This is a genomic window from Pseudomonas sp. 2FE, from assembly GCF_005503735.1.
Classification (GTDB): domain Bacteria; phylum Pseudomonadota; class Gammaproteobacteria; order Pseudomonadales; family Pseudomonadaceae; genus Aquipseudomonas.
Genome location: NZ_SCMO01000001.1, coordinates 531,976 through 554,157, shown reverse-complemented (window position 1 = coordinate 554,157; position 22,182 = coordinate 531,976). Strand labels below are relative to the sequence as shown.

The window sequence follows — 22,182 nt, the reverse complement described above, 5'->3', positions numbered from 1 at the left end:
ATTGTGTTATCGAGCACTTAATTGATCAATTATTGTACAGGTCGATGATAGCGCTGACCGCATGGGCCTTGACCTTGGACGAGTCGTTGCGCGCCTGTTCGATCTTGTTCAGATAGGCCTCGTTGACGTCGCCGGTGACATATTTGCCGTCAAAAACCGCGCAGTCGAAATGCTCGATCTTGACCTTGCCGCCGCCCACCGCATCGATCAGGTCGCTAAGATCCTGATAAATCAGCCAGTCGGCGCCTATCAGCTCCGCCACCTCTTCGGTCGTACGGTTGTGCGCGATCAGTTCATGCGCACTCGGCATGTCGATGCCATACACGTTCGGGTAACGCACTGCCGGCGCGGCCGAGCAGAAGTAGACGTTTTTCGCCCCGGCTTCGCGCGCCATCTGAATGATCTGCTTGCAGGTGGTGCCACGGACGATGGAGTCGTCCACCAGCATGACGTTCTTGCCGCGGAACTCCAGCTCGATGGCGTTGAGCTTCTGGCGTACGGATTTCTTGCGCGCCGCCTGCCCCGGCATGATGAAGGTGCGGCCGATATAACGGTTCTTCACGAAGCCTTCGCGGAACTTCACCCCCAGATGGTTCGCCAGCTCCAGCGCAGCCGTGCGGCTGGTGTCGGGGATCGGGATGACCACGTCGATATCGTGCTGCGGACGCTCGCGGAGGATCTTCTCCGCCAGCTTCTCACCCATGCGCAGGCGCGCCTTGTATACCGAGATACCATCCATGATCGAGTCCGGACGCGCCAGGTAGACGTGTTCGAAGATGCACGGCGAGTAATGCGGATTAGTCGCGCACTGACGGGTAGAGAGCTTGCCGTCTTCGGTGATGTACACCGCTTCGCCCGGCGCCAGATCGCGAATCAGAGTGAAGCCGAGGACATCCAGCGAGACGCTTTCCGAGGCGATCATGTACTCCACGCCTTCGTCGGTATGACGCTGACCGAAGACGATCGGGCGGATCCCGTTCGGATCGCGGAAACCAACAATGCCGTAACCGGTAATCATCGCCACCACCGCGTAACCACCGCGGCAACGCTTGTGCACATCGCTCACCGCGGCGAACACATCATCTTCGGTTGGCTGCAGCTTGCCGCGTACGGCCAGCTCATGGGCAAACACGTTGAGCAGCACTTCCGAGTCGGAGTTGGTGTTGACGTGGCGCAGGTCGGACTCGTAAATCTCCTTGGCCAGTTGCTCGACGTTGGTCAAATTACCGTTGTGCGCCAGCGTGATGCCATACGGCGAGTTGACGTAGAACGGCTGCGCCTCGGCAGAACTGGAGCTGCCGGCCGTCGGGTAACGCACATGGCCTATGCCCATGTGGCCGACCAGGCGCTGCATATGGCGCTGATGGAACACATCGCGCACCAGGCCGTTGTCTTTGCGCAGAAATAACCGACCGTCATGGCTGGTCACAATACCGGCAGCGTCCTGGCCGCGATGCTGGAGGACGGTTAGCGCGTCATACAGCGACTGATTGACGTTCGACTTACCGACGATACCGACGATGCCACACATGCGACGCAACCCCTACTCAGTGAATCAGGCTAATTCTGAAAGCTCTTTACGGCAGTTTAGGCTGCAAGAGACCTTCTTTAAACGGCAGCTCAACAGGCGTGCTGATACCGCTGGCGAGCCACTGACTGGCAAGCCCTAAAATGAGGTTTTTCGACCAGTCGGCGACCAGCAAGAAATGTGGCAGCAGACTCGACTGCTGCCACCAGGAATCTTGTTGTACCGGCGCCAGGCTGAGCAAGCCAACCAGCAGCACCACCAGCAAAGCACCGCGCGCGGCGCCGAAGGCCATGCCGAGAACACGATCGGTGCCCGAAAGGCCGGTGACCCGGACCAGCTCACCAATGAGGAAATTGAGCAAGGCGCCGACCAACAAGGTGGCGACAAAAAGAATGGCGCAGCCGGCAATGACGCGGGCCGAGGGTGTTGCGATAAATTCGACCAGGTGCTGCGAGAGCGCGCCACCGAACATCCAGGCGACGACCCCAGCAATGATCCAGGTGACCAGCGACAGAGCCTCTTTAACGAAGCCACGTTTTAAGCTGATTAAGCTGGAGACGGCGATGACGGCGATAATCGCCCAATCGACCCAGGTGAATGGCACAGTGCAGCCTACGAACGGGAAAGGCGCTGCATTTTAACAGAGCCCTTCCCAAGGGGTAAGCCGAGGATTCGACCGTCGCGGATTTATTCAGAGCCTATGCGCTAAAAACATCTGACGCCAGCACGACAAAGCGCCTGATTTGCCACCTTCTCTTGAACGGGTCCTTAGCTGCTCTCTGGCTGGAAGCGAACGATAAAACCCTTGAGCTTCTGTTGACGAGTCAACTGATCACGCAAACGATCGGCCTCGGCGCGCTCAATCAGCGGGCCGACAAATACCCGGTTCATCCCGTCAACACTGCGGATATAGGCGTTGTAGCCTTGGCTGCGCAGGGTTTTCTGCAGGCTTTCCGCACTGGCACGGTTAGACAGACTGGCCAACTGGATCGACCAACTGACCGGCAGACTGTTCGCATCCAGACGACTCGGCACCGGAGCAGGAGCAGGAGCAGCCGGCGCCACTGGTGCGCTGGCTTGAGCCTGCGACTGGCTCGGCGCTACAGCGGCCGGTGGCGGCGTCTGCAGCGACGCGCTTGCGACGGGATCGACCGGCACAGGCTCTTCCGGCAACAACTGCGGCTCTGGCACCGCGACCGGCTCGACTGCTACCTGCGGCATAGCCGGTGCTTGCGGCATGGCCGGCGCCTCGACCACCACGCGGCGCAACTCGTCCTCGCGGGACAGCAGCATCGGCAGAAAAATTACCGCCAACGCGACCAGCACCAGGGCACCCACTATCCGTTGCTTCAGTCCTTTATCCAGCAAAGCCATCCCCTACTTCCCCTTGGCATGGCAGGCCAGCCAGTCCAGGGCCTCGGCCACGCAATAAAAAGATCCAAACAGCAGAATTTCATCATCCGCCGAAGCCTTAGTCCACTGCCCTTCCAGAGCCGCCGCCACATCGGCGTAAGCCGTGACTGTCGCACCTTGGTTGAGCAAGGCCGCTTCCAGCTCGGCGACCGGACGCGTGCGCGCAGTCGGCAGCGGCGCTACCGCCCAATCTTGCACCACATCCAGCAGCGGAGCCAAAACCCCGGAGAGATCCTTATCGGCCAGCAAACCAAAGACTGCCAGACGCTTGCCCGTCACCGGTCGGCTCGCCAGGCGCTGGGCAAGATATTCAGCGGCATGGGGATTATGCCCAACATCCAGCAGCAGTGTGAGCGACTTACCCTGCCAATGCAGCGTTCGCCGATCCAAACGACCGGTTACCCGCGTGCGCAATAGCGCAGCGACAATCCGTTCAGCCTGCCAGGGTAGACCGAGCAAGGCATAAGCCTGCAGCGCCAAGGCCGCGTTTTCCATGGGTAGATCGAGCAACGGCAGGTCATGCAGCTCAAGGACTGCACCCGCCAGAGTCAGCCCGCGCCAATGCCACGCCTGCTCAGCAACGGCCAGGTCGTAATCGCGTCCACGCAAGAAGAACGGGCAACCCAACGCTGCCACTTGCGCCAACAACGGCCGCGGCGGCTCAAGGTCGCCACACAAAGCCGGCACCCCGGCGCGGAATATACCGGCCTTCTCAACAGCCACCGACTCACGGCTATCGCCCAGCCAATCGGCATGATCCAGGCCAATACTGGTGACCAGAGCAAGATCGGCGTCGATCAGATTGACCGCATCGAGCCGACCACCCAGGCCAACTTCCAGCACCGCCGCATCCAGAGCGCTACGCTCGAACAGCCAGAAAGCTGCCAAGGTACCCATTTCGAAATAGGTCAGGGATATCTCGCCACGCGCGGCCTCAACGGCGGCAAAGGCTTCGCACAGCTCCGCATCCGAGGCATCAACGCCGGCAATCTGCACACGCTCGTTGTAACTCAGGAGATGTGGCGAGCTGTAGACGCCGACTTTTAGACCCTGCTCTTGCAGCAGCGAGGCCAAAAAAGCGCAGGTGGAGCCTTTACCATTGGTGCCGGTAACCGTGATGACCTTGACCGCCGGCTTACCCAGGCCAAGCCGGCGCGCCACTTCACGCGAGCGCTCCAGCCCCATATCTATCGCCGAGGGATGCAGCTGCTCTAGATAAGCGAGCCAGTCGGCCAGGGTACGGTCAGTCATGCCGTGACGGGGGACGGCAAACGCATCAGCTGCGCCAACAACCTGGCCAGGCGTGGGCGTAGCTCTTCGCGGTGGATGATCATGTCGATCGCGCCATGCTCCAGCAGGAACTCGCTGCGCTGGAAGCCTTCCGGCAGCTTCTCACGCACGGTCTGCTCGATCACTCGCGGGCCGGCGAAACCGATCAGCGCGCGCGGCTCAGCGACAATCACGTCACCGAGCATGGCCAGACTGGCCGATACGCCGCCGTAGACCGGATCGGTCAGCACGGAAATGAACGGCACGCCCTCCTCACGCAGACGCGCCAATACCGCGGAGGTCTTGGCCATCTGCATCAGCGAGATCAGCGCTTCCTGCATCCGCGCGCCACCGGAAGCCGCGAAACAGACCAACGGGCAACGTTGCTCCAGCGCCACGTTGGCCGCGCGAACAAAGCGCTCACCGACAATGGCGCCCATCGAGCCGCCCATAAAGGAGAACTCAAAGGCGCAGGCCACCACGGGCATTTTCTCGAGGGTGCCGCGCATGGCGATCAGCGCATCCTTCTCGCCCGTCTGCTTCTGCGCGGCGGTCAGACGATCCTTGTACTTCTTGCTGTCGCGGAACCTCAGACGGTCGACCGGTTCCAGCTCGGCAGCGATTTCTTCGCGCCCTTCCGTATCGAGGAAGATATCCAGCCGGGCACGCGCATCGATACGCATGTGGTGGTGGCATTTGGGGCAGACATCCAGGGTCTTTTCCAACTCGGGGCGATACAGCACCGCCTCGCAAGACGGACATTTATGCCAGAGGCCCTCAGGTACCGAGCTTTTCTTCACCTCGGAACGCATGATCGAGGGGATCAGCTTGTCTACCAGCCAGTTACTCATGCACTTATTCTCCAAAGCTGTTGGCCCGGACGCGCTAACGAGCGATTGCCGCGCGCATGTCCTTGAGCAAATTCACGATTGCAGTCCTAGTCAGGGCCGACTCTGCGCATTCAGCAAATCGCACGAACAGCGCAAAGCCTACCACCACACCATCGACTATCCGGGCGACAATTCCACCAGAAACACCTAACCCTCTGTCACTGGCCCGACTCTCAGCATGGCTGAACCAGCCGCACCCTTTTGTTCTTCGTCATAGCGTTAACCGCGCGACATCATGCGAAGCTCAATACGGCCCCAAGGCCTACCTGCAACTCCAGGCTAATGGACGGCCAAAAATCTTCGCCCGTCACATAGAGAATCCAGCTCCGGCCTGCCAGCAGCGCCCGCTCGTGCCTACCCTAAGGCCATGCCCGCGAGGCCATCGAAGTCAGGCACGACCGACCTCGCGGATGAAGGCACGAATCTTTTCCGCATCCTTGATGCCCTTGCTCGCCTCCACGCCGCCGCTGACATCTACCGCATAGGGGCGCACTTGCCGGATCGCGGCGCGGACATTCTCCGCACAGAGCCCACCCGCCAGGATAATCGGCTTGGACAAATCATGTGGCACCAGCGACCAATCAAAGGACTCACCGGTGCCGCCCGGCACACCAGCTACGTAAGTGTCCAGCAGGATACCGGAAGCTTGGGAGTATTGAGCCGCTTGCGCCGCTATATCGTCGCCAGGCTTGACCCGTAGCGCCTTGATATAGGGGCGGCGGTAACCGGCGCAGTCGGCCGGTGTTTCGTCACCATGAAACTGCAATAGATCCAGCGGCACAGCATCGAGAATCTCGTTCAACTCACAGCGGCTGGCATTCACGAAGAGCCCAACCGTGGTCACGAACGGTGGCAAGGCCGCGATAATCGCCTGAGCTTGCTGAACACTGACCGCCCGCGGACTTTTGCCGTAGAACACCAACCCAATGGCATCCGCACCGGCTTCGGCGGCGACAAGCGCATCCTCGATTCGAGTAATGCCACAAATTTTGCTGCGAACGGCTGACAAGATGCGGCACCTTCATGGAAAGACTATGAATGGTAGCAAATGCCTTTTTAGGCGTCAGCCGCGAGTTCCGGCAAGCCCGAAAGGAAATGCGGCCCGATGTAACGCTCTGGCAAGACAAACTCTGGCGGGTACTCGACCTGCACCAGATAGAGCCCGAAAGGATGCGCGGTAACGCCGCCGAAGCGACGTATGCGAGCCTCCAGCACCTCCTTCGCCCACTCGACCGGCCGCTCGCCAGCACCGATGGTCATCAGCACCCCGGCGATATTGCGCACCATGTGGTGAAGAAAAGCGTTAGCCCGGACATCCAGCACGATCATCTTGCCGTGCTGAGTAACGCGCAGGTGGTGCATTTTCTTGATCGGCGATTTCGCCTGGCACTGCCCGGCCCGAAACGCACTGAAATCATGGGTGCCCACCAACGCCTGCGCCGCCTCGCGCATGCGCTCGACATCCAGCGGGCGGTGATTCCAGGTGATCTCCTCGGCCAGATGCGCCGGGCGAATCTGGTCGTTGTAGATCACATAGCGATAACGCCGGGCGACGGCCTTGAAGCGCGCATGAAAGTGCGCCGGCATCACTTTCGCCCAGGCCACGCTGATATCCGGTGGCAGGTTGATATTGGCGCCCATCACCCAGGCTTTAAGCGAGCGCTCGGCCTGCGTATCAAAGTGTACGACCTGACCACAGGCATGCACACCGGCATCGGTGCGCCCTGCACACATCAACGAAACCGGGGAGTCAGCCACCCTGGACAGTGCAGTTTCAAGCACTTCCTGAACCGTCGGCACACCCGAGGCCTGGCGCTGCCAGCCACGATAGCGAGAGCCTTTATATTCGACGCCAAGGGCAATTCTGGAAAAACCAACGGCAGCCATTTCGGCTGCCGCTGTCGGTATTGCTTCAGTCATGGATCAGACGATACGAGCGATCAATTCGCGCGCTTCCTGTTGTTGGCCATCGCTACCTTCGGTAATCACTTCGTCGAGAATGTCGCGAGCGCCTTCGGTGTCACCCATATCGATGTAGGCCCGCGCCAAATCCAGCTTAGTCGCCGTCTCGTCAGTACCGGAGAGGAAGTCGAAATCGTCGTCGGCATCCAGGCTAGCCGATTGCGGCGCGCTGGTAGCCGGAACTACGAACTCATCAAACCCAGCAGGCTGATCCAAGCTTTCGCTCAACTGATCAAGCTCGGCAGTGACTTCATCAAGCTGCGCCGCAAAGCTATCCGCGGCAGGTGCAGCCGGCGCCTCATCAGTCAGGGACAGATCGAAATCAGCCGCCAGCTCCAGATCGGCGCCCAAACCTTCTTCCGACAGATCCAAGCTCAGATCGGCAAACTCATTCATGGTCGGAGCGGCGCTCAACTCGTCATCCAAACTCAGCAGGAAATCATCTTCCTCCGAAACGGTGGATTTGCTGTCCCCGTCCAGATCCAGGCTGAAATCGGCCAGGTCATCAGTCAACGCCAAGCTGTCGGCAGCGGTTTCGCTATCCAAGCTCAGACCGAAGTCCAGGTCATCTGCCGCAGGCACGGCCAACGGGCTTGGCGAGCCCAGATCCAAATCGCTATCCAGGCTCAGCTCAGCAAAATCACTCAAAGAGTCATTGCGGTCAGAGGCTGGCAGATCACGCTCAAGCTCGGCCTCAAGTTCGTCCAAGCTCAAATCGAAAGCATCGTCCTGCTCGTCAGCATGGGCGACTGGCTCATCCAGTGTCAGGTCGTCGAGGCTAAAGCTATCCAGCTCATTGGCAGCCGCCGCACCAGCCAAACCGACCCCAGCCAAAGCAACCATGGCCGGATACCTGGACTTCAGCTGTTCAATCTCAGCGCTAGCGCCGCCGATTTCGCGCAATTCACTTTCCTGACGGGCAAAACCTTCGCGATCGCCCAGTTCGGCCTGCACTTCCATCAGTTTCAGGCGCAGGTCGCTGCGTTGCGGCTCATCGTTGATGGCGTCCTGCAGCAACTCGGCAGCTTGAGTAAAGCGGCCATAGGCAATGTAAATATCGGCCTCACCGAGCACATCACCAGTTTGTGCGGTAACGCGATCCTCTGGGGCCGGCGCTACCGCTTCGGCGGCAGCATCGCTATCCAGCCCATCAAAACTGCTGTCTGGCAACTCCAGATCGGTATCAAAGGGGCTTTCTTCGTCCTGGGCAGCCAGGCTGTTCTGCAGTTCGGCCTCTTTCAGGGCATTGCGCCGCGACAGCACCATCAAGCCAACCAGCAGCGCCAGCAACGCCCCGCCACCGGTCAAACCCAACAACATGGGATTGGCCATCAGCACATCGACAAAGCTGGTTGACTGCTCCTCTTCTGCCACTGGGGCAGATGCCGGTGCGCTCTGAGTGGTTTGAGCCGGCACTTCGGCAGCAGGAGCAACTGGTTGAGCGGCTGGAGCCTCAGCGACTGGCGGTTGAACAACGGCCACAGGCGCGACTTCAGGTTTAGCGGCCGGTTCCTCGCTGGAGTTATAGTCTGGAGCCGCAGCTGGCAGTGCAGCTGGGGCAGGCACTGCCGACTCGGCAGCAGGAGCCGGCTGCGCCGGCGCGGCAACGACTGGCGCGGCCGGCACAGCAGCAACCTCGGTACTGGGTTGCTTGGCATGCGCAGCCAAATCAGCCTGCAGCTTGGCGAGCTGGCTGTCTTTCAGCTGAATTAGACGTTGCAGCTTGTCCAATTGGCTCTGCAGATCGCCCATACGACTTTTCAACTCGTCATTCTCACGACGACTGGAGTCAAGGCTTTCTTTGGTGACAGCCAGCTTGTCATTCAGCGCCTTGCTATCACCGCTCGCGCCTTTATCGCTGCCAGCCGTGGCCTTTCCCGCTTCGGCAGAAACCAGTTTCAGGCTGTCTTTGCTTTCGGCTTGCGCTGGAGCGGCGCCCGCTGCGCTGCGCTTGGTCGCATCCAACTGACGCGTACCGGCAGCGGCCAAGCTGCGACCTTCGCGCCAGGCGGCGTTTTGCTCGGAGACCTGGGCAATCGCCTCACTCTGCGCGCGACTTTTGATCTGTTGTTCGTCGGGCAGACGGAGCACCTGACCGCTTTTCAAGCGGTTGATATTACCGTCGACGAAGGCATTCGGATTGAGGTCCTGAATAGCCAGCATGGCTTGGTGCGCCGAACCACCGGCACGCACACGCTGGGCGATGTCCCACAAGGTGTCACTGGAGGTGGTCTTGTATTCATTACCTTCCAGCTTGCTGGTTGCGACCGGGGCTGGCGGTGCAACTGGGGCCGCAGGACGACTAATCGGTGCAGTGGCTACCGGTGCCGCAGGCCGCGGAGCAGGAGCTGCCAGCGGACGTGGCGCCGGAGCGGCAACCGGAAGCTGAGGGGCAGCGGCTGCCGCGGTTTGCGGGGAATACAGCGGTGGGTCGAGCAGCAGGGTGTACTCACGCAGCACGCGACCACTTGGCCAGAGCACTTCAACCAGGAAATTCAGGTAGGGCTCGCGCACCGGCTTGCTCGAGGTCACGCGAATGACACTCTTGCCATTGGGCTTGAGCACCGGAGTGAACTTGAGGTCGGTGAGGAAATACTGGCGATCAACGCCGGCTTTGTTGAACTCTTCAGGAGACGCCAGATTCGGAATCACCTCGTTAGAGGCCAGATCGCGCACCTCCACCAATTCGATTTCGGCCACCAACGGCTGATTCAGCGCAGACTTCAGGGTCACTTCCCCGAGCCCTAGCGCCTGTGCCACACCGGAGGTCAGCGCCGAAGCAGCCGCGATTGCCAGCACCAGTTTGCGAACCCGAGCCATAGCGTTATCCCTTGTTTTATCTTTTTACTCGACGGGCGAGAGGGTCTTATAGTTGCTGCCTGTTCCGCCTTGCAGCGGTTCCCCACCAGCAAACAGCTCAGCCCCCCGGTATCACCAAGATAGGCCAAGCTCGAATGATTCTTCAAATTTCCAGGTAAGTATCTTTTACAGATAGTGTTTTATCAACAACTCACCTATTTGCACAGCGTTCAGAGCCGCGCCTTTGCGTACATTATCAGACGCAATCCACAAATTGAGTTCGCTCGGATCATCCAGTCCGTTACGCACTCGCCCGACATATACAACATCCTGACCAACCGCATCACCCACCACCGTCGGATAGTCACCCCGCTCTACCCGCTCGATGCTCGGCGCGCGGTCCAGAGCCGCACAGACTGCCGCTAGATCAACCGCGTTTGCCGACTGTAGCGACAGGCTCAGGCTATCGCCAAAAAACACCGGGGCCTGCACGCAGGTCGCTGCCACCTTTAACGCCGGAGCGGCGAGGATCTGCTTCAGCTCATCGGCCAGACGCTTTTCCAGAAGCGTATGCCCACTGTCATCTGCCGGCCCGACCTGACCCAGTAGATTGAACGCGATCTGCCGATCAAAAAACCGTGGCTCGAGCGGGCGCACATTGAGTAGTTCGGCCGTTTGCCGCGCCAGTTCGACCACAGCTTCGCGCCCCTGACTGGAGACCGCCAGGCAGGCCGTGACGCTCAGGCGTTGCAGCGTCAGCAGAGCGCGCAACGGCGCCAGCACCACGGCCAAAGCGACTACCGAGGCACTCGGACTACTCAACTGATAAGGCGCTGACAGCGACTTGAGCAATTCGGCGTTTGCCTCGGGCACCAGTCGCGGGGCCTGCTCCGCCGGCAAAGCACCGGACAAGTCAATCAGCGCGCAACCGGCCGCGTGGACACGCGGTGCATAGGTACGAGTTACCTCCTCGCCAGCGGCAAAGAAGACCAGGCGCACTTTGCTGAAGTCGAACTCATCGACCTCCCGCACCCGCAGGTTTTTGCCGCGAAACGGCACGGACTGGCCTGCCGACTCGATACTGGCCAGCAAATGCAAGGTGCCTACGGGGAACGCGCGCTCTTCGAGGAGCTGGACGAGGGTTTCGCCGACGGTGCCGGTGGCGCCAATCACGGCGATATCGAAGGGCTGGCTCACGGAACTACCTCAGGCGAAACGGGGAGCGGCACTTTAACCGCCACCCCGCGCCCAGGCAATCAAGCGCCGACGAGCCCGTCGGCGCCTGGTCTGAATTAACGCTCGAGCAGAATACGCAGCATGCGCCGCAGCGGTTCGGCAGCGCCCCACAGCAGTTGGTCACCGACAGTGAAGGCGCCCAGATACTGCGACCCCATGTTGAGCTTACGCAGACGACCGACCGGTACGCTCAAGGTGCCCGTCACCGCAGTCGGAGTCAGCTCCTTGATGCTGACTTCGCGCTGGTTCGGTACCAGTTTCACCCAAGGGTTGTGCTGGCTGATCAGCCCTTCGATATCGCTCAGCGGCACGTCTTTGTTCAGCTTCAGGGTCAACGCCTGGCTGTGGCAGCGCATGGCGCCGATGCGCACACAGATGCCGTCGACCGGAATCGGGCTCTTGAAGCGACCGAGGATCTTGTTGGTCTCGGCCTGGCCCTTCCACTCTTCACGGCTCTGGCCGTTCGGCAATTCCTTGTCGATCCAGGGAATCAAGCTGCCGGCCAGCGGCACACCGAAGTTCTCGGTCGGGAAGGCTTCGCTGCGCATGGCTTCGGCCACTTTGCGGTCGATGTCGAGGATCGCGCTAGCCGGGTTGGCCAGATCATCCGCCACCGCCGCGTGGGTCGCGCCCATCTGCTTGATCAGTTCGCGCATATTCTGCGCCCCTGCCCCGCTCGCAGCCTGATAGGTCATGGCGTTCATCCACTCGACCAGACCGGCCTCGAACAGGCCGCCCAAGGCCATCAGCATCAGGCTGACGGTGCAGTTGCCGCCGATGTAGTTCTTGGTGCCCGCGTCCAGCGACTGGTCGATCACCTTGCGGTTAACCGGGTCGAGCACGATGACCGAGTTATCGTCCATCCGCAGCGACGAGGCCGCGTCGATCCAGTAACCCTGCCAGCCCGCTTCGCGCAACTTAGGGAACACTTCACTGGTGTAGTCGCCGCCCTGGCAGGTGAGGATCACGTCGAGGCTTTTCAGCTCGTCGATGCTGTAAGCGTCCTTCAGCGGAGCAATCTCCTTGCCCACGGCCGGGCCTTGGCCGCCAACATTGGAAGTGGTGAAGAACACTGGCTCGATCAAATCGAAATCCTGTTCTTCCAGCATCCGCTGCATGAGTACGGAACCGACCATCCCGCGCCAACCGATCAGACCTACACGTTTCATCGCAACTACACCTTCATAAAAAGTGGGCCACTGCCTCGGCAGCGGACCCGAGAGATTACCTGACTTGCAAACTAGAGCGCACTCAGAGCTGCGACTACCGCATCACCCATTTCGCGAGTACCGACCTTGGTGCAGCCTTGCGACCAGATATCACCGGTACGCAGGCCTTGATCCAGCACCAGACTCACGGCTGTTTCGATGGCTTGCGCCGCGGCGTTCTGGTTGAAGCTGTAGCGCAGCAACATCGACACGGAGAGGATGGTCGCCAGCGGATTGGCAATGCCCAGGCCAGCAATATCCGGCGCCGAACCATGGCACGGCTCGTACATACCTTTATTGTTGGCATCCAAGGATGCCGACGGCAGCATGCCGATGGAGCCGGTGAGCATCGACGCCTCATCCGACAGAATATCGCCGAACATGTTGTCGGTCACCATCACATCGAACTGCTTGGGCGCGCGCACCAGTTGCATCGCCGCGTTATCGACATACATGTGGCTGAGCTCGACGTCGGCGTACTCCTTGGCCACTTCCTCGACCACTTCGCGCCACAACTGACTGGATTCCATGACGTTGGCCTTGTCCACCGAGCACAGCTTCTTGCCACGCACGCGGGCCATGTCGAAACCGACCTTGGCGATCCGGCGGATCTCGCTTTCGCTGTACGGCAGGGTGTTGTAGCCCTGGCGCTCGCCATTTTCCAGGGTACGGATACCGCGCGGGCCGCCGAAGTAGATGCCGCCGGTCAGCTCGCGAACGATGAGGATATCCAGACCGGAGACCACTTCCGGCTTCAGCGTCGAAGCCTCCGCCAGTTGCGGATAGAGAATGGCTGGCCGCAGGTTGGCGAACAGACCCAACTCGGCACGAATCTTCAGCAGGCCTTTTTCCGGACGGATGGCGCGATCTAGCTTGTCCCACTTCGGCCCGCCAACGGCGCCGAGCAACACCGCGTCCGCCGCACGCGCACGCGCCAGGGTTTCGTCGGCCAGCGGCACACCGTGCTTGTCGATGGCAGCGCCGCCGATGACGTCTTCGCTCAGCGCAAAACCGAGCTGGAACTTGTCATTCGCCAGCTCCAGCACCTTGACCGCTTCGGCCATGATTTCCGGGCCGATACCGTCACCGGGGAGAATCAGAATCTGCTTGCTCATAACGTCCTCGTTTATTCGTGGCGGCATCGCCAAATTCTTATGCAGGAGCGAGCATCGCTAATCGCTCGCGATGCTCGCTCCTACCAAACAAAAGCTTACCGCTCGGCCCAGAGCACCAGGACATCGAAGCTGAAGGAGCCGTCGGCGGCCACTTCGAAATACTCGCGCACCTCTTCGCCCACCGCCGCCTGCAAGGCGCGGATGGCCGCGCGAAACACCTCGGGGGTGCGCATGCGCTCGACCCAGGAGGCGAACTCGATGTGCAGGCGCTGGCGGCTATGACCGGTCACCTGCAACCCCGCTTCGCCGACCTGCCGCAGCCATTCGGCCGCCGAATAGTCGCGCACATGGCTGGTGTCGCGCAGCACTTCCACCGTTTGCAGATGGGTATCCAGCAGCGGACTGCCCGGCGCCATCACATCGATAAAGGCCGCCACGCCACCCGGTTTAAGCACGCGGCGCACTTCCCGCAGGGCTAAACCAAGGTCACTCCAGTGGTGCGCCGAATAGCGACTGAAGACGAAATCGAACTCGCCATCGGCAAACGGCAGCTTCTCGGCGGCACCGCGCTCGGTGCGCACATTGCCCAGCCCACGCTGCTCGGCAGCTGCAGCAACCACCTCAAGCATTTGCGCCGACAGGTCATAAGCCACCACCTCCCCCACCAAGGGGGCAACCTGGAAGCTGACATGCCCGGCACCGCAGCCGAGGTCGAGCACCCGCGCCTCGCCTCGGCCGGCAACCGCCGCCTGCAATAGCGCGAACTCGGTCCCCTGGGCATGCACCGCACTGTTTAAGTAGGCGTTGGCCTGCTCGCCGAACTGACGCTGGACTACCTGTTCATGGGTCTTGTCGTTCATTTCAGCTCCATCTGTACTCACCAATCGGATGCGTTGGCCCTGCGGGGTCACGCATCCTACGAAAAAATGCACTCAAGCGTCGCGGAACAACCAGGGTTGGCTTTGCCGATGCTGAACCTCGAAAGCACTAATGGCCTCGCGGTCTTGCAGGGTCAGGCCGATATCGTCCAAACCATTCAACAGGCAATGCTTACGGAAGGCGTCGACCTCGAAACCGAGCACCTTGCCATCGGCACGCGTCACGGTCTGCGCCGCCAGATCCACGCTCAGGCGATAGCCCTCATTGGCCTCGACCAGTTGGAACAGCTCGTCGACTTCGGCTTCCGGCAAGATGATCGGCAGCAGGCCGTTCTTGAAGCTGTTGTTGAAGAAGATATCGGCATAGCTCGGCGCGATGATGGCGCGAAAGCCGTACTCCTCCAGCGCCCACGGTGCATGCTCGCGACTGGAGCCACAGCCGAAGTTCTCGCGGGCCAGGAGCACGCTGGCACCCTGATAACGCGGCTGGTTGAGCACGAAATCCTGGTTCAACGGGCGATTGCTGTTATCCCGCCCCGGCTGACCGACATCCAGGTAACGCCACTCATCGAACAGGTTCGGACCAAAGCCCGAGCGCTTGATCGACTTCAAAAATTGCTTGGGGATGATCTGGTCGGTGTCGACGTTGGCACGATCGAGCGGAGCGACGAGACCGCTATGTTGGGTAAAGGCTTTCATCTTCGCTCTCCTCAGGCCTGAATCAATTCACGTACATCGATAAACCGGCCAGTCACGGCGGCCGCGGCGGCCATCGCCGGGCTGACCAAGTGGGTACGCCCGCCAGCGCCCTGACGACCTTCGAAGTTCCGGTTGGAGGTGGATGCGCAATGCTCGCCACTGCCCAACTTGTCCGGGTTCATCGCCAGGCACATCGAGCAGCCCGGTTCACGCCATTCAAAACCGGCTTCGATAAAGATGGTGTGCAGACCTTCCTGCTCGGCCTGCGCCTTGACCAGACCGGAGCCCGGCACCACCATCGCTTGCTTGACCGTCGAGGCAACCTTGCGGCCCTTGGCGATAGCCGCGGCAGCGCGCAGATCCTCGATCCGCGAGTTGGTGCAGGAGCCGATGAACACGCGATCCAGCTGAATATCGGTAATTGCCTGATTCGCCGCCAAGCCCATGTACTTCAAGGCCCGTTCGATCGAGTCTTTTTTAACCGGGTCGGCCTCTTGGCTCGGGTCCGGCACATACGCATCCACCGGCAAGACCATCTCCGGCGAGGTGCCCCAGGTCACTTGCGGCTTGATCTGCGCGGCGTCCAACTCAACCACGCTGTCGAATACCGCATCGGCGTCGGAAACCAGGTCTTTCCAGGCCTCTACCGCTGCGTCCCAATCCGCACCTTTCGGCGCAAACGGACGGCCCTCGATGTAAGCGACGGTTTTCTCATCCGCAGCCACCAGGCCCACGCGCGCACCGGCTTCGATGGCCATGTTGCAGATGGTCATGCGGCCTTCCATCGACAAATCGCGAATCGCGCTGCCGGCGAACTCCAGGGCATGGCCGTTGCCGCCCGCAGTGCCGATCTTGCCGATGATGGCCAGCACGATGTCCTTGGCGGTGACGCCGAAAGACAACTGCCCTTCGACCTTGACCAGCATGTTCTTCATCTTCTTCGCGACCAGGCACTGAGTCGCCAGCACATGCTCAACTTCGGAAGTACCGATACCGTGAGCCAGCGCACCGAAGGCTCCATGGGTCGAGGTATGGGAATCGCCGCAGACCACGGTCATGCCCGGCAAGGTCGCGCCCTGCTCCGGGCCGATGACGTGAACAATGCCCTGACGCACGTCGTTCATCTTGAATTCGAGGATGCCGAACTCATCGCAGTTATCGTCGAGGGTCTGCACCTGGATGCGCGAGACTTCGTCGGCGATGGCCGCGATGCCGCCCTTACGCTCGGCCAGCGTGGTCGGCACGTTGTGATCCGGGGTGGCGATGTTGGCATCGATGCGCCACGGCTTACGCCCAGCCAAACGCAGACCCTCGAAGGCTTGTGGCGAGGTCACTTCGTGGAGAATGTGGCGGTCGATATAAATCAGCGACGAACCGTCATCCCGACGTTTAACCTCGTGCGCGTCCCAGAGTTTGTCGTAGAGCGTTTTGCCGGCCATCAGAAAATCCTCATCAGCGTGTTTCTATGCCAGGCCTATTAAATAGCCCTTTGGCTTATGTGGATGATCCTAGGGACTTGCATTAAATAACTCAAATTCATATTTTTCATACTTTGGATAACCAACAGGAATTCGAGCATGGATCTGGCCAGCCTCAACGCCTTTATCGCCATCGCCGAAACCGGCAGTTTTTCCGCGGCGGGAGAACGCCTGCATCTGACCCAGCCGGCGATCAGCAAACGCATCGCCAGTCTCGAACAACAGCTGAATGTGCGCCTGTTCGATCGCCTGGGCCGCGAAGTCAGCCTGACCGAGGCCGGCCGCGCCCTGCTGCCGCGCGCCTATCAGATTCTCAATGTGCTCGATGACACCCGCCGCGCCCTGACCAACCTCAACGGCGAGGTGAGCGGCCGACTGACGCTCGCCACCAGCCACCACATCGGCCTGCACCGTCTGCCGCCGCTGCTGCGCGCCTTTACTCGGGCGCACCCGCAGGTGGCGCTGGATATCCAGTTTCTCGACTCGGAAGTCGCCTATGAGGAAATCCTCCATGGTCGCGCCGAGCTGGCGGTGATCACCCTGGCGCCGGAAACCCACGCGCCGGTCAAGGCGGTGGTGGTGTGGGACGATCCGCTGGACTTCGTCGCCGCCCCCGAGCATCCGCTGGCGCGTAGCGGCGCCATCAGCCTGGCCGACGTGGCGCGGCATCCGGCGGTGTTCCCCGGCGGCAATACCTTTACCCACCACATCGTCAGCAAGCTGTTCGCCGCCGAAGGCCTGACACCGAACATTGGCATGAGCACCAACTATCTGGAGACGATCAAGATGATGGTGTCCATCGGCCTGGCTTGGAGCGTGCTGCCGCGCACCATGCTCGATGAACAGGTGGCGCGCCTGCCGCTGCCGGGCATCCAGCTCAGGCGCCAGCTCGGCTATATCCTGCACACCGAGCGAACCCTGTCGAATGCGGCGAAAGCCTTTATGGCGCTGCTCGACGCCCAGCGAGAAAGCCTGGCCTAGCGGCCGAGACTGGCGTGGCGTCATAAACTGAAATGAACAAGGGCGCCTCTCGGCGCCCTTGTTGATACGGCGAAGCTTAACTGTCCAGCGCTGCACGCGCACCGTTGATCGGGATGCGCTTGGCCTTCGCCTCTTCCGGCACGACCCGTTCCAGGTCGATATTCAGCAGGCCGTTGGCCAGTGCCGCAGCCTTGACCTCGATATGGTCGGCCAGACGAAAGGACAACTTAAAGGCCCGCTGAGCGATGCCATGGTGCAGATAGGTGACGTTCTGCGCGCTGTCGGCGCGCTTGCCGCCACTCACCGTCAACACGCCACGCTCGACCTGCAACTCCAGGTCATCGTCCTGAAAACCGGCGGCGGCAATGACTATGCGGTACTGGTCGTCCGCGTGCTTTTCGACGTTATAGGGCGGGTAGGAACTACCGGGCTCATTGCGCATGGCCGCTTCGAACAGATCGTTGAAACGATCGAAACCGATGGAATGGCGGAACAGCGGAGCCAAGGAAAATGCAGTGCTCATGTAAGTCTCCTGATTTCAGCGAGTGATTGACCCGGGACCCGCTTGCGGCATCCCGGCACTCTTAGAAATAGGGACTGCCGGAGCGATTTCAAGGCCGCGCTCACTACTCCGGAAAAACTCAAACCGCCGCCAACAGCTGCTCTTGATTCAGCTCCACACCCAGCATGGCATCGATCCGCTCACAGCTGCTCTCCCGCCGCACGGCGTTAAACAGCTCCACCGCTTGCGGGTAATTGCGCGTCAGCTGGCCTAGCCACTGCTTCAGCCGACCCGGCGCATAGCGCGGAGAAAGCTTGCGCCGGGCCTGCAGCCAGAACTCCTGCAACAGGGGCATAAACTCAGGCCAGCGCATTTCCTGCACTTCTTGGCCGGCCCGCGCCGCTGCGATCTGCCGCGCCAGGTCCGGGCGCGCAACCAGCCCACGGCCGAGCATGATGTCCTCGACCCCGCTCACCTCGCGGCAACGGCGCCAGTCGTCGACGCTCCAGATTTCACCATTGGCGAACACCGGCACCTTGACCACCTCCTGCACCCGCGCCACCCACTCCCAATGGGCCGGCGGCTTATAGCCGTCGACCTTGGTCCGCGCATGCACCACGATCTGCGCCGCGCCGCCCTCGGCCAGCGCCCGCGCGCAATCCAGGGCGCCGTCGGGGCTGTCGAAGCCCAGGCGCATCTTCGCCGTGACCGGAATCGCCGCCGGCACCGCACGGCGCACCTCACGGAGGATGGCATGCAGCAGCTCCGGCTCTTTGAGCAGCACCGCACCGCCACGTGAGCGGTTGACTGTCTTGGCCGGGCAGCCGAAGTTCAGGTCGATCACCGGCGCGCCCAGCTCGCAGGCGAAGGCGGCGTTATCCGCCAGGCAAACGGGATCGGAACCGAGCAGCTGCACCCGCAGTGGCGTACCGGCGACGGTTCGAGCCCCAGTCTCCAGCTCGGGCGCCAGCTGCCGATAGGTCGTCGCCGGCAACAAGCGTTCAGACACACGGATAAACTCGGTGACGCACCAGTCGATGCCGCCGACACGCGTCAGCACATCCCGCAGGATCTCGTCGACCAAGCCTTCCATAGGCGCCAGGGCGATTTGCATACACAGGCTCTCAAGGAAAAGGCGCGCAGTTTACGGGCATCTCCGGCGCAGGAGAAATCCAGCGCAAAGCCTACTCGTTGCGCCGTGCTTGCACAGCACTCTAACGCTTAACTAAACGACATTAACGGCCTGTTAAAGCTCCAGCGGATAAGGCTCGACCAGCGCCGGGCCATAGCCCTCGATGAATTCCTGCGGCATGCGCTTGGGCTTGCCGCTGGAGAGCTCGATGCAGACGAAGGTGGTCTGCGCGCGCAGCAGCGTGGCGGCGTCGGACGGGCGGATCAGCTGGAAACGGCGGGTCATTTTCAAGCGCTGGTCCGACTCGACAATCCAGGTCGCCAACTGCAACTCATCCTCTTCATAGGCGCTGGCCAGGTAATCGATCTCATGGCGCAGCACCGCCATGGCGCGATCCAGGCGGCGGTACTCGGTCAAGTCCAGCCCCAAGCTCTGCGAATGACGCCAAGCGCAACGCTCCAGCCAGCTGACATACACAGCGTTGTTGGCATGCCCGAGGCCGTCGATATCTTCAGCGACAACCTGCAGATCGATGGTGAACGGCGTCGGCAAATCCCAGCTCATGCGTGGTGCTCCAGACTACTGGCAAGGTCGCGTGCCTCGGCCGCCAGTTGGGTGATCTGATCCCAGGCGCGCGCGCGCACCAGGTTGCTCGGCGCGATCCAGGTACCGCCGACACAGGCGACATTAGGCAAGCGCAGGAAACTCAGCAAGTTGTCTGGCGTCACCCCACCGGTCGGGCAAAAGCGAATCCCGGTGAACGGGCCCTTGAAGCTTTTCAGCATTTTCACGCTGGTGGCGCCATTGGCCGGGAACAGCTTGAGCGAGCGGTAGCCGTATTCCAGCGCCAGCAGTACTTCCGAGGGCGTCATCACCCCGGGCAGGTAAGGCAGGCCGGAATCTTCCGCCGCAGCGGCCAGGCGCTCGGTGCAACCGGGGCTGACGGCGAAGTGGGCACCCGCCTCGCGCGCCTCGAGAAATTGTTCGGTGTGGATCAGGGTGCCGGCGCCAACCAGCAGGTCCGGCAGCTCCTTGCGGATCGCCGACAACGCATCCAGCGCCCGCGGCGTGCGCAGGGTCACTTCCAGCACGCGGATGCCTCCGGCGTGCAGCGCGCGAGCCAAGTCGACCGCCAGACTAATGTCCTCGATCACCAGCACCGGCAGCACCGGGCGGGCCTGTTGCAGCACCACATCCATAGTCAGGCTCATGCTCTCGCTCCCAATAGTCCTACAACCCTAGATAATCCTAAAACAACGTCGTCGCGCCCTGGTCGGCCGGGCCAACCAAGCGGCGCTGGGCGGCAAACAGCCCCAGACCATAGCCTGCGGCCAATTCTTCTGGCGCGCTAGCCGGCTCACGCGCCGCCAATTCGGCATCGCTCAATTCCACCCGCAACACGCCTTGCAGCGCATCCAGCTCGATCCAGTCGCCATTGCGCACCTTTGCCACAGCACCGCCAACCGCCGCTTCCGGGGTCAGGTGCAAGGCCCCTGGCACTTGGCCTGAAGCACCGGACAAACGTCCATCCGTGACCAAGGCCACCTGTTGCCCGGCCTGCTGCAAGTTCGCCAGCAGTGGCATCAGCTTGTGCAGCTCCGGCATGCCATTGGCACGCGGACCTTGGAAGCGCACCACCAACACCAAGTCACCCACCAGCTCGCCACGTGCATAGGCGGCCTGCACCGCCTCTTGGCTGTCAAACACCAAAGCCTGCGCCCGTACGCGCCAATGCGCCGGATCGACCGCCGAGGTCTTGAGCATGGCCCGTCCCAGATTACCGCTGAGCAGCGCCAGCCCCGCTTGCGCATCGAAGGGCTTTTGCGCCGTACGGACGATATCCGGCGCCGGGCTTTGCCGCGGCAGTTCACGCCAAGCCAAGCGATCGCCATCCAACCAGGGCTCGCGGGCATAGGCCGGCAACCCCTCGTCCGCGACGGTCTGGACATCGGCGTGCATCAGCCCGGCGTCGAGCAACTCGCGAATGATCCACGCCGGCCCGCCAGCCGCCTGGAACTGGTTTACATCGGCCGCACCATTGGGATAAACCCGCGCCAGCAGCGGCACCACTTTCGACAGCGCAGCGAAGTCTTCCCAAATCAACTCATAACCGGCGGCTCGGGCGATAGCCGGCAGGTGCAAACCATGGTTGGTCGAACCGCCGCTGGCCAACAACGCCACCACGGCGTTGACCAGCGCCCGCGCGTCGATCTGCTTGCCCAGCGGCAGATAGCGCTCGCCCTGGCGACTGTTGCGCGCCACCAGGCGTGCCGCCTCGTCGGTCAAGGCATCGCGCAGCGGCGTATGCGGATGGACAAAGGCACTGCCCGGCACATGCAACCCCATGGCCTCCATCAGCAGTTGGTTGGTGTTGGCGGTGCCGTAGAAAGTACAGGTGCCATCCTGGTGATAAGCCGCCTGCTCGGCGGCAAGCAGCTCATCGCGGCCGACCTCGCCACGCACATAACGCTGCCGCACGGCCGCTTTGTCCTTGTTGGCCAAACCAGAGTGCATCGGCCCGGCCGGCACGAACACCGCCGGCAAGTGCCCGAAGTGCAAGGCGCCGATCAGTAGACCTGGGACAATCTTGTCGCAAACCCCAAGGTAGAGGCCGCCGTCGAAGATCGCATGGGTCAGGCCGATGGCGGTGGCCTGGGCGATCAGATCACGGGAAAACAGGGACAACTGCATGCCCGCCTCGCCCTGGGTGATGCCGTCACACATGGCCGGCACCCCGGCGGCGAACTGCGAAGTCGCGCCGGCCTTAGCCAGGGCCAGCTTGAGCCGGTCCGGGTAATCCTTGAGCGGCGCATGGGCAGAAAGCAGATCGTTGTAACTGGAGACGATGGCGATATGTGGCGCGCCGCCCTGCTTCATGATCAGCCGTGCGTCATCCGCCTGTGCGGCCAAAGCATGGGCCAGGTTAGAGCAGCCGAGCTTGTGCCGCGGCTCACGCCCAGCTGCGATTTCCAGCCGCGCCAAATACTGCGCACGGCGCGCAGCGGAGCGCTGCTCCAACTCGGCGGTAACCTGTTCGACAACGACCTGCAGCATGGCAACACCCTGTTTTCAACAAGTACTTACTCTCAGTG

Annotated in this window: 20 protein-coding genes; 1 reads left to right on the top strand and 19 read right to left on the bottom strand. The window is 61.4% G+C overall.

Annotated elements, in window-relative coordinates; all coding sequences use genetic code 11:
• Window positions 1-25: 25 nt before the first annotated feature.
• The 14 genes from purF to leuC form a co-directional block, all read right to left on the bottom strand.
• Window positions 26-1,531: an amidophosphoribosyltransferase gene (gene purF, locus FFS12_RS02695; protein WP_137885411.1), complete on the bottom strand. Its 1,506-nt coding sequence runs from the start codon at window positions 1,529-1,531 to the stop codon at window positions 26-28.
• 46 nt (window positions 1,532-1,577) lie between these two features.
• Window positions 1,578-2,132, bottom strand: a complete 555-nt coding sequence (locus FFS12_RS02690; protein WP_137885410.1) for a CvpA family protein — start codon at window positions 2,130-2,132, stop codon at window positions 1,578-1,580.
• 164 nt (window positions 2,133-2,296) lie between these two features.
• Complete coding sequence (locus FFS12_RS02685) at window positions 2,297-2,902, bottom strand: SPOR domain-containing protein (RefSeq protein ID WP_137885409.1); 606 nt, start codon at window positions 2,900-2,902, stop codon at window positions 2,297-2,299.
• Between the two features lie 3 nt (window positions 2,903-2,905).
• The gene (folC, locus tag FFS12_RS02680) at window positions 2,906-4,192 is read right to left on the bottom strand and encodes a bifunctional tetrahydrofolate synthase/dihydrofolate synthase (protein ID WP_137885408.1); all 1,287 of its coding nucleotides are present in this window, start codon (window positions 4,190-4,192) and stop codon (window positions 2,906-2,908) included.
• Window positions 4,189-5,061 carry an acetyl-CoA carboxylase, carboxyltransferase subunit beta gene (gene accD / locus FFS12_RS02675; RefSeq protein WP_137885407.1) on the bottom strand — a complete coding sequence of 291 codons (873 nt, stop codon included), beginning with the start codon at window positions 5,059-5,061 and terminating at the stop codon, window positions 4,189-4,191. Before accD ends, folC begins: the two co-directional genes overlap by 4 nt.
• Before the next feature lie 427 nt (window positions 5,062-5,488).
• A complete protein-coding gene (locus FFS12_RS02670; protein ID WP_137885406.1) occupies window positions 5,489-6,109 on the bottom strand; it encodes a phosphoribosylanthranilate isomerase in 621 nt (206 codons plus the stop codon).
• Between the two features lie 47 nt (window positions 6,110-6,156).
• A complete protein-coding gene (gene truA, locus FFS12_RS02665; protein ID WP_137885824.1) occupies window positions 6,157-6,987 on the bottom strand; it encodes a tRNA pseudouridine(38-40) synthase TruA in 831 nt (276 codons plus the stop codon).
• Window positions 6,988-7,023: 36 nt separating this feature from the next.
• Complete coding sequence (locus FFS12_RS02660) at window positions 7,024-9,882, bottom strand: FimV/HubP family polar landmark protein (protein ID WP_137885405.1); 2,859 nt, start codon at window positions 9,880-9,882, stop codon at window positions 7,024-7,026.
• A 165-nt stretch (window positions 9,883-10,047) separates the two neighbouring features.
• Window positions 10,048-11,058: an aspartate-semialdehyde dehydrogenase gene (locus FFS12_RS02655; RefSeq protein WP_137885404.1), complete on the bottom strand. Its 1,011-nt coding sequence runs from the start codon at window positions 11,056-11,058 to the stop codon at window positions 10,048-10,050.
• A 95-nt stretch (window positions 11,059-11,153) separates the two neighbouring features.
• Window positions 11,154-12,266: an aspartate-semialdehyde dehydrogenase gene (gene asd / locus FFS12_RS02650; RefSeq protein WP_137885403.1), complete on the bottom strand. Its 1,113-nt coding sequence runs from the start codon at window positions 12,264-12,266 to the stop codon at window positions 11,154-11,156.
• A 71-nt stretch (window positions 12,267-12,337) separates the two neighbouring features.
• Entirely contained in the window at window positions 12,338-13,420 is a 1,083-nt protein-coding gene (leuB, locus tag FFS12_RS02645) for a 3-isopropylmalate dehydrogenase (RefSeq protein WP_137885402.1), read from the bottom strand.
• Between the two features lie 95 nt (window positions 13,421-13,515).
• On the bottom strand, window positions 13,516-14,280 hold the full coding sequence (locus tag FFS12_RS02640; protein WP_137885401.1) for a class I SAM-dependent methyltransferase: 765 nt from the start codon (window positions 14,278-14,280) through the stop codon (window positions 13,516-13,518).
• A 72-nt stretch (window positions 14,281-14,352) separates the two neighbouring features.
• On the bottom strand, window positions 14,353-14,997 hold the full coding sequence (gene leuD / locus FFS12_RS02635) for a 3-isopropylmalate dehydratase small subunit (protein WP_137885400.1): 645 nt from the start codon (window positions 14,995-14,997) through the stop codon (window positions 14,353-14,355).
• Window positions 14,998-15,008: 11 nt separating this feature from the next.
• Window positions 15,009-16,436, bottom strand: coding sequence for a 3-isopropylmalate dehydratase large subunit (gene leuC, locus FFS12_RS02630; protein WP_137885399.1), 1,428 nt, complete (start codon window positions 16,434-16,436; stop codon window positions 15,009-15,011).
• A gap of 138 nt (window positions 16,437-16,574) precedes the next feature.
• On the opposite strand from leuC, the gene FFS12_RS02625 reads away from it, so the two are divergent.
• Entirely contained in the window at window positions 16,575-17,456 is an 882-nt protein-coding gene (locus tag FFS12_RS02625; RefSeq protein WP_137885398.1) for a LysR family transcriptional regulator, read from the top strand.
• Between the two features lie 76 nt (window positions 17,457-17,532).
• On the opposite strand, the gene FFS12_RS02620 is transcribed toward FFS12_RS02625, so the two are convergent.
• The 5 genes from FFS12_RS02620 to edd all read right to left on the bottom strand — a co-directional run bounded on the left by FFS12_RS02620 (window position 17,533) and on the right by edd (window position 22,141).
• Window positions 17,533-17,979, bottom strand: coding sequence for an Hsp20 family protein (locus tag FFS12_RS02620; protein WP_137885397.1), 447 nt, complete (start codon window positions 17,977-17,979; stop codon window positions 17,533-17,535).
• Between the two features lie 118 nt (window positions 17,980-18,097).
• Window positions 18,098-19,072, bottom strand: coding sequence for a tRNA-dihydrouridine synthase (locus FFS12_RS02615; RefSeq protein ID WP_137885396.1), 975 nt, complete (start codon window positions 19,070-19,072; stop codon window positions 18,098-18,100).
• A gap of 132 nt (window positions 19,073-19,204) precedes the next feature.
• The gene (locus tag FFS12_RS02610; protein ID WP_137885395.1) at window positions 19,205-19,654 is read right to left on the bottom strand and encodes a thioesterase family protein; all 450 of its coding nucleotides are present in this window, start codon (window positions 19,652-19,654) and stop codon (window positions 19,205-19,207) included.
• A complete protein-coding gene (locus tag FFS12_RS02605; RefSeq protein ID WP_137885394.1) occupies window positions 19,651-20,301 on the bottom strand; it encodes a bifunctional 4-hydroxy-2-oxoglutarate aldolase/2-dehydro-3-deoxy-phosphogluconate aldolase in 651 nt (216 codons plus the stop codon). Before FFS12_RS02605 ends, FFS12_RS02610 begins: the two co-directional genes overlap by 4 nt.
• A 37-nt stretch (window positions 20,302-20,338) precedes the next feature.
• On the bottom strand, window positions 20,339-22,141 hold the full coding sequence (edd, locus tag FFS12_RS02600) for a phosphogluconate dehydratase (protein ID WP_256657275.1): 1,803 nt from the start codon (window positions 22,139-22,141) through the stop codon (window positions 20,339-20,341).
• Between the last annotated feature and the right edge of the window lie 41 nt (window positions 22,142-22,182).